The following is a 5,490-nucleotide window of genomic DNA, read 5'->3' as shown; positions in this document are numbered from 1 at the left end:
CGTTGCGGCAGCAGCCAGGCCCACGCGGCGGCGCCGGCCACGCACAGCGCGATGGCGATGCAGGCCGGCGCGCCGATGCGCGTCAGCGCCAGGCGCGTGCGCAGCGCAAACGCGGCGAGGTTCACGTTGTTCATCGCGTTACCCATGTCGCCTCCAGCTGGAAGCGCAATGGCCGGTTGGGATCCTGTTCATTGATTTCGTGGCGGGTCAGCACCACGCCGGTGAACAGCTCCTGCTGCTTGAGCTCCGCCACGTAGGCCACCATGTCGTCGCTGGTCCTGGTTTCGGCGGTGATCTTCAGCGCCTGCTTGCGCGGGTCCGGCTCCATCGCCACCAGCGCCACGCTGCGCGGCGTGGCCGCGGCCACCGCGTCCTGCAGGTCGCGCCACGGCAGGTTCAATTGCATGATGGCGCCGTTGACGAAGACTGCCTGCCCTTCCGGTATCGCCACCTGCGCCACTTCCACCGGCCGCGCCGAGATGGCCGCCGCGCGTTCGCGCACGTGGCGCAGCTCATGCTCGCGCAGCCGCTGCTGCTCGACCAGCTTCCAGCCGCCGAACGCCGCCGCTGCGCACAGCACCAGGCCGGCGCCGCCCAGCGCCAGCAGCGCGGGATGCGTGTGGAACAAAGTGCGGCGCAGGCTGCGCGGCGCGAAATCGATATGCATATTCTTCATACCGCGCTCCCGCAGCGCGCCATCAGCGCCATGGTCGACAAGCCGCCGCTGGACGCTTGCTGCGCCTGGTCCAGCACCGCGCATGCGATGTGGGCGGGATTGGTCACGGGCTTGCTCCACGCGGCCGGCGCGGCGCCGCAGACCTGCAGCAGCTCCGGCGCTTCCATGTCCAGCAGCAGCGCCTCGCGCTTCAGCGTCTGGCCCAGCCAGTACTGGTCGGCGCCCTGCCCGGCCGGCATCGGCAAGGCGCGGATGGCGCGGATGCTCTTGCCGTCGGCTTCGATGGCGGCCAACGTCAGCAGGTGGTCGTGTACGAGGCCGAACCACGCGCCGGGCTTCAGGCCGCGCCGCCAGCGGTTGTAGGCGGTGATGAAGTGCGGTTCGATGCCGACGATGTGCAGCTTGAATTCCTCCGCCACCTTGCCCAGCACGGCCAGCAAGGCGCGCGGCACGGCGGCGGCGAAGAACGGCTGCGTGGCGCTCCAGTCGCCCGATATCTGCCAGGCCGACGGCGATTCGCCGTACAGCGACTGGAAGCGGAAGCCAGCCGCCGCTTCGATGTCGGCCAGGCGCGCCGCGTCCGGCGGCGGAACGACGCGCCACAAGCGCGTCAGGTCGTCGGCCAGCACGATGCTGACCGGCCAGCCGCCGATTTCCTGCTCGCCCAGCAGCGCGCGCAAGGCGTTGGCGATGGCGTCGAACGGATGGTCGCCAGACGGCGCGAACGCGTGTTCGGCCAGCACCGTGACCGGCTCGCCGCGCCAGCGGCTCACGCGCAGCAGGCTCACGGCAAAGCCGGAGACGCCGATGCGCAGGGATAGGCCAATTGCTCTACGCATGCAAGGTTACTCGTTTGATTTCGGCCAGCGTGGTGCCGCCACGCTTGACCAGTTCCAGCGCGGCCTGCCGCAGGCTGCGCGTGCCGTTGGCGTAGGCCGCCTGCTTGATCTGGCGGATTGGCCGCTTGTCGACGATCAGTTCGCGGATCTCGTCGTTCAGCGTGAGGATCTCGGCGATCGAACGGCGGCCCTTGTAGCCGGTGCCGCGGCAATCGCCGCAGCCCTTGCCCTGCATGAAGCGGTACTCGTAGACGTCGGCGCGGGCCAGGCCGACGCTGGCCAGTTCGTGATCGTCCGGCGTGTACTGCGCCGCGCAGTGCGGGCAGTTGATGCGCACCAGGCGCTGCGCCCAGATGCCGTTCAGCGCCGAGACGAAGGCGTACGGGTCGATGCCCATGTGCGTGAAGCGGCCGAACACGTCGAACACATTGTTGGCGTGGACGGTGGTCAGCACCAGGTGGCCCGTCAGCGCGGACTGCACGGCGATTTCCGCCGTCTCGCGGTCGCGGATCTCGCCGACCATGATCTTGTCCGGATCGTGGCGCAGGATGGAGCGCAGGCCCTTGGCGAAGGTCAGGCCCTTCTTCTCGTTGACCGGAATCTGCAGGATGCCGGGCAGCTGGTACTCGACCGGGTCTTCGATGGTGATGATTTTCTCGCGTCCGTTGTGGATCTCGGTCAGCGCGGCGTACAGCGTGGTGGTCTTGCCGGAGCCGGTGGGCCCGGTCACCAGCAGCATGCCGTAGGCTTCCTGCGCCAGCACGCGCAGCGTGGCCAGCGACGGCGCGTCGAAACCCAGCGCCTCCAGCGTCAGCGAGCCGTAGGCTTCGATCATGGCGCGCTTGTCGAGGATACGGATCACCGCGTCCTCGCCGTGGATGCTCGGCATGATGGAGACGCGCAGGTCGATCTCGCGCGCGTTGGCCTCCACGCGGAAGCTGCCGTCCTGCGGCACGCGGCGTTCGGCGATGTCCAGTTCCGCCAGCACCTTCAGGCGCGAGATGATCTGCTCGGCGACGTCGATGCCGTTGACCGAGGTGGCGTGATCGAGCACGCCGTCCACGCGGTACTTGACGGCCAGGCCGCCGGCGGTGCTCTCCAGGTGGATGTCGGAGGCGCCGGCCTTCAGCGCGTCGTACAGCGTGGAGTTGACCAGGCGGACGGCCGGACTGGCCGCCTCCGACACCGAGGCGAACGACAGCACGGCGGCGGTCTTGCCGTCGCGCCGGCCCTCGCTGGCGCCGGGCAGCAGCGTGTCGGTGGCGCGCGCGGACTCCTCCTGCTTGGACAAATAGGCCTGGATGTCGGCCTGCAGCGCCAGCCGCGTTTGCAGCGGCGCGTGCGGCGTGGCGCGGGCCTGCGTGCCCAGCCAGGTTTGCAGATCGAGGTCGAACGGATCGGCGATCACGCCGACCACCAGGCCGTCGTGCCCGCGCAGCAGCACGCAGTGGCGCGCCAGGGCCTGCGACAGCGGCAGCAGGTCGAAGGCCGGCGTGTAGCCCAGCATGTCGACCGTCTCCAGCACCGCCATGCCGAATGGCTGCGCCAATGCCTGCACCACCAGGCGCGGTTCCATGTCGCTCAGCGCGACCAGTTCCTCGACCAGCGTGCGCTTCGATTGCTGGCGCAGGTGGCGCGCGCGCGCGACCAGCGCGGTGTCGAGCGCCGGCACCACGGCGGCGATGTGTGGGGTGGCCTGGGCCGTCATGACATGTCTCCGGCCAGATCGAAAATCGGCATATACAGCAGCACCACGATGGCGCCGACCACCAGGCCGATCGCGGCCATCAGCAGCGGTTCAAAGGTTCGGGTGAAGCGTTCTATCCAGCGGCTGATTTCGCCGTCGTAGAAGGCCGCGGATTGGGTCAGCATCGGGCCCATGTCGCCGGTGCGCTCGCCCACGCGCAGCATGCGCAGCGAGATCGGCGTGGTCAGGTTGCTGGCCTCGAAGGCGGTCGATAGCGGCAGGCCCGATTCGATGTCGGCGCGCGCCGCCTGCAAATTCTGGCGGATGCCGGCCGAGACCATGCCCTGCACCGTCTCGATCGCGTGCACGATGGTGATGCCGCCTTCGCTGAGCATGCCCAAGGTCAGGTACAGCCGCGACAACTCGTAGATGCGCACCCGCTCGCCGATGCCGGGCAGGCGCGCCAGCAGGCGGGCGAAGCCGCCGTTGGCCATCAGCTGGCGCACGCCCAGCGCCAGCGCGCCCAGCACGGCGGCGATGCCGCCCAACAGCAGCGTGGTGTGGGCGCCGGCGAATTGGCCCCAGTTGAGCATCTGCTGCGACAGCCACGGCAGGTTGCGGCCGGCGCCCTGGTAGACCTCGGCGAAGCGCGGCACGACATAACCGATCAGGAACAGGCTGACGCCGCCGCCGACCAGCAGCAGGATGCACGGATAGATGGCGGCCGACACCAGCTTGCCGCGCACCAGGTCGATGCGCTGCTGGTAGTCGATGAAGCGGGACAGGGAACGCGGCAGGTCCGAGGTGCCCTCGGCCGCCTTGACGATGCCGATATACAGCGGCGGGAACAGGTCGGGCTGCTCGGCCAGCACGGCGGAGAAGCGCTGGCCTTCGCGCAGGCCGGACAGCAGACGCTCCAGCACGCCGCGCGTGACGGGGCTGGTTTCCTTTTCCAGCAGCGCCTCCAGGCCTTCAACCACGCCCAGGCCGGCGGTCAGCAGCGCCAGCAGCTCCTGGCTGAACAGCACCAGCGAGAGGCCCTTGCCGCGTGGCTTGCCGCCGCGCAGGCCGAGGCCTCCACGCACCGGCGCGATGGCGCTGACGTACAGCCCGCGCGCCTCCACCTGGCGGCGCGCGTCGGCCTCGTCGCGGCCATCGATCACCAGGTGGGAGATGGCCATATCGGCCGACAAGGTGCGGACATCGAACTGCATGGCGAAAACGGCTTTCCGTGTCGGCGAGGCTTATTGTGAGGTGATGTCGGCGTCTTCGCCGGTACCGCCGGGCTGGCCGTCGCGGCCCAGCGAAGTGATTTCAAACTCGGCCTTGGTGCCGGGGGCCTTGTACTGGTAAGGGTGGCCCCATGGGTCCGGCGGCACGCCCTTCTTCAGGTAGGGACCGTTCCACTTGGCGCCGGCCGTGGCGGGCGCGACCAGCAAGGCGGCCAGGCCTTCGTCGGTGGTCGGGTAGCGGCCGACGTCGAGGCGGTAGGTGTCGAGCGATTTTTCGAAGGCTTCGATCTGCGCCTTGGCGATGGTCACTTCCGACTTGCCCAACTGGGCAAAGTACTTGGGACCGACATACGCCGCCAGCAAACCGATGATCACGATAACGACCAGCAATTCCAGCAGGGTAAAGCCGCCAGCCTTGTGCGCTGCGGTCTGACGGTGATACTTTGCGACTTCCATCCGAACGACTCCTTAATTCGCTAAGCCCGGAGGCTAGAAGTCAAAGGCTACCATGCGGTTTGCATACTCGACAATCTTTTCTTGCCGGGGTGTGCCAACCGTGCGCAATCACGCGGCCCTGGCCAGCGGCGGGAGCGGTTGCTCGAACAGGTGCAGCGCCATGCCGCGCGCGATCGCGTGGGCGCGGTTGGACACGCCCAGCAGGCGGTACAGGCGCTGCAGGTGGTTCTTCACCGTCAAACCGCTGATGCCGAGGATGAGGCCGATTTCCTCGTTGCTCTTGCCCTCGCGTACCCAGTGCAGGATTTCCATCTCCCGCGCGCTGACCGGCCGCGCCAGCGCGCCGGCGCGGGCCTGGCGCTGTTGCTGGCCCACCCGTTGCAGCGCCAGGTGCAGGTGCGGCAGCAGCAGTTCGAAGAAATACGCGTGGCGCGGGCGCGGCCGGTGCGGCAGGCCGAACAGCGCGAAGAAGGTCGAGCCGCCCGGCAGGCGCTCGGTGCCGTGCACCAGCAGGTTGTCCAGGCCCAGCGCGCGCAGCTCGTCCAGGAACGGCGCCAGCGGCAGCCTGGCTTCGCCGGCGCCGCTGGCGTCCAGCATGGC

At 68.8% G+C, this 5,490-nt stretch carries 6 protein-coding genes; all 6 read right to left on the bottom strand.

Annotation, left to right across the window (positions count from 1 at the left end; all coding sequences use genetic code 11):
- Positions 1–130 precede the first annotated feature (130 nt).
- On the bottom strand, positions 131–676 hold the full coding sequence (locus GTP90_RS34705; RefSeq protein ID WP_161087778.1) for a PilN domain-containing protein: 546 nt from the start codon (positions 674–676) through the stop codon (positions 131–133).
- On the bottom strand, positions 673–1,515 hold the full coding sequence (locus GTP90_RS34700; RefSeq protein ID WP_161087777.1) for a hypothetical protein: 843 nt from the start codon (positions 1,513–1,515) through the stop codon (positions 673–675). Before GTP90_RS34700 ends, GTP90_RS34705 begins: the two co-directional genes overlap by 4 nt.
- The gene (locus tag GTP90_RS34695) at positions 1,508–3,223 is read right to left on the bottom strand and encodes a GspE/PulE family protein (RefSeq protein WP_161087776.1); all 1,716 of its coding nucleotides are present in this window, start codon (positions 3,221–3,223) and stop codon (positions 1,508–1,510) included. Before GTP90_RS34695 ends, GTP90_RS34700 begins: the two co-directional genes overlap by 8 nt.
- On the bottom strand, positions 3,220–4,416 hold the full coding sequence (locus GTP90_RS34690; RefSeq protein ID WP_161087775.1) for a type II secretion system F family protein: 1,197 nt from the start codon (positions 4,414–4,416) through the stop codon (positions 3,220–3,222). The genes GTP90_RS34695 and GTP90_RS34690 overlap by 4 nt, the downstream gene beginning before the upstream one ends.
- Before the next feature lie 30 nt (positions 4,417–4,446).
- Positions 4,447–4,890: a type II secretion system major pseudopilin GspG gene (gene gspG, locus GTP90_RS34685; protein WP_117014642.1), complete on the bottom strand. Its 444-nt coding sequence runs from the start codon at positions 4,888–4,890 to the stop codon at positions 4,447–4,449.
- A 108-nt stretch (positions 4,891–4,998) separates the two neighbouring features.
- Positions 4,999–5,490: LuxR C-terminal-related transcriptional regulator (locus GTP90_RS34680; RefSeq protein ID WP_217432062.1), on the bottom strand; the 492-nt coding region annotated here is incomplete at its 5' end.

Origin of the sequence: Duganella vulcania (genome assembly GCF_009857655.1) — a bacterium.
Lineage (GTDB): Bacteria > Pseudomonadota > Gammaproteobacteria > Burkholderiales > Burkholderiaceae_D > Rugamonas > Rugamonas vulcania.
This window is presented reverse-complemented; position numbering and strand designations above follow the sequence as displayed.

Coding starts and splice junctions, on each gene's coding strand:
- GTP90_RS34700 (WP_161087777.1), bottom strand. CDS start 1,515: ATGCGTAGAGCAATTGGCCTATCCCTGCGCATCGGCGTCTCCGGCTTT.
- GTP90_RS34695 (WP_161087776.1), bottom strand. CDS start 3,223: ATGACGGCCCAGGCCACCCCACACATCGCCGCCGTGGTGCCGGCGCTC.
- gspG (WP_117014642.1), bottom strand. CDS start 4,890: ATGGAAGTCGCAAAGTATCACCGTCAGACCGCAGCGCACAAGGCTGGC.
- GTP90_RS34705 (WP_161087778.1), bottom strand. CDS start 676: ATGAAGAATATGCATATCGATTTCGCGCCGCGCAGCCTGCGCCGCACT.
- GTP90_RS34690 (WP_161087775.1), bottom strand. CDS start 4,416: ATGCAGTTCGATGTCCGCACCTTGTCGGCCGATATGGCCATCTCCCAC.